This window comes from Idiomarina aminovorans, assembly GCF_023155095.1.
Classification (GTDB): domain Bacteria; phylum Pseudomonadota; class Gammaproteobacteria; order Enterobacterales; family Alteromonadaceae; genus Idiomarina; species Idiomarina aminovorans.
On record NZ_JAKNDA010000021.1, the window covers coordinates 1 to 447 of the forward strand.

The 447-nt window shown below is 52.6% G+C and carries 1 protein-coding gene; it reads right to left on the reverse strand.

Features of this window, described 5'->3' with window-relative positions; all coding sequences use genetic code 11:
• The coding region (locus tag L8G48_RS13335; protein ID WP_248265088.1) for a hypothetical protein at nt 1–447 on the reverse strand (447 nt) is incomplete at both ends.

Genomic DNA, 447 nt, shown 5'->3' on the forward strand with positions numbered 1-447 from the left:
TGGTTTCAACGCTGTCACCGTTCTTATCGGTGATTGTAATGGTCACTTCTGTACCTTCGGCCATATCGGTGGAAGTACCCGATACCGTAATATTGCCGTCGGTAACCTCACTGGCTACCGTTAGATCGCCCGCCACATTATCCAGCTCGGCTGTATCTGTTGCGGTAACCGGGTCACCGTTATTATCCGTCGCAGACGCATCAATCGTCAGCTCACCATCAACCAGACCAGACACGTCGGCATCAATGGTATAGTTGCCGTTGGCATCGACCGTTGCGGTTGCAGTCACCGTGTCACCATTTGCATCGGTAATAGTAATCGCCACTTCCGTGCCTTCCGGTAAGTCCGAAGACGTACCCGACAAGCTCAGATTTCCGCCATCAGCTTCGCCGGCAACACTCAGGCTGCCCTCAACATTGTCTAATTCATCGTTAGTGGAAGCCGTCT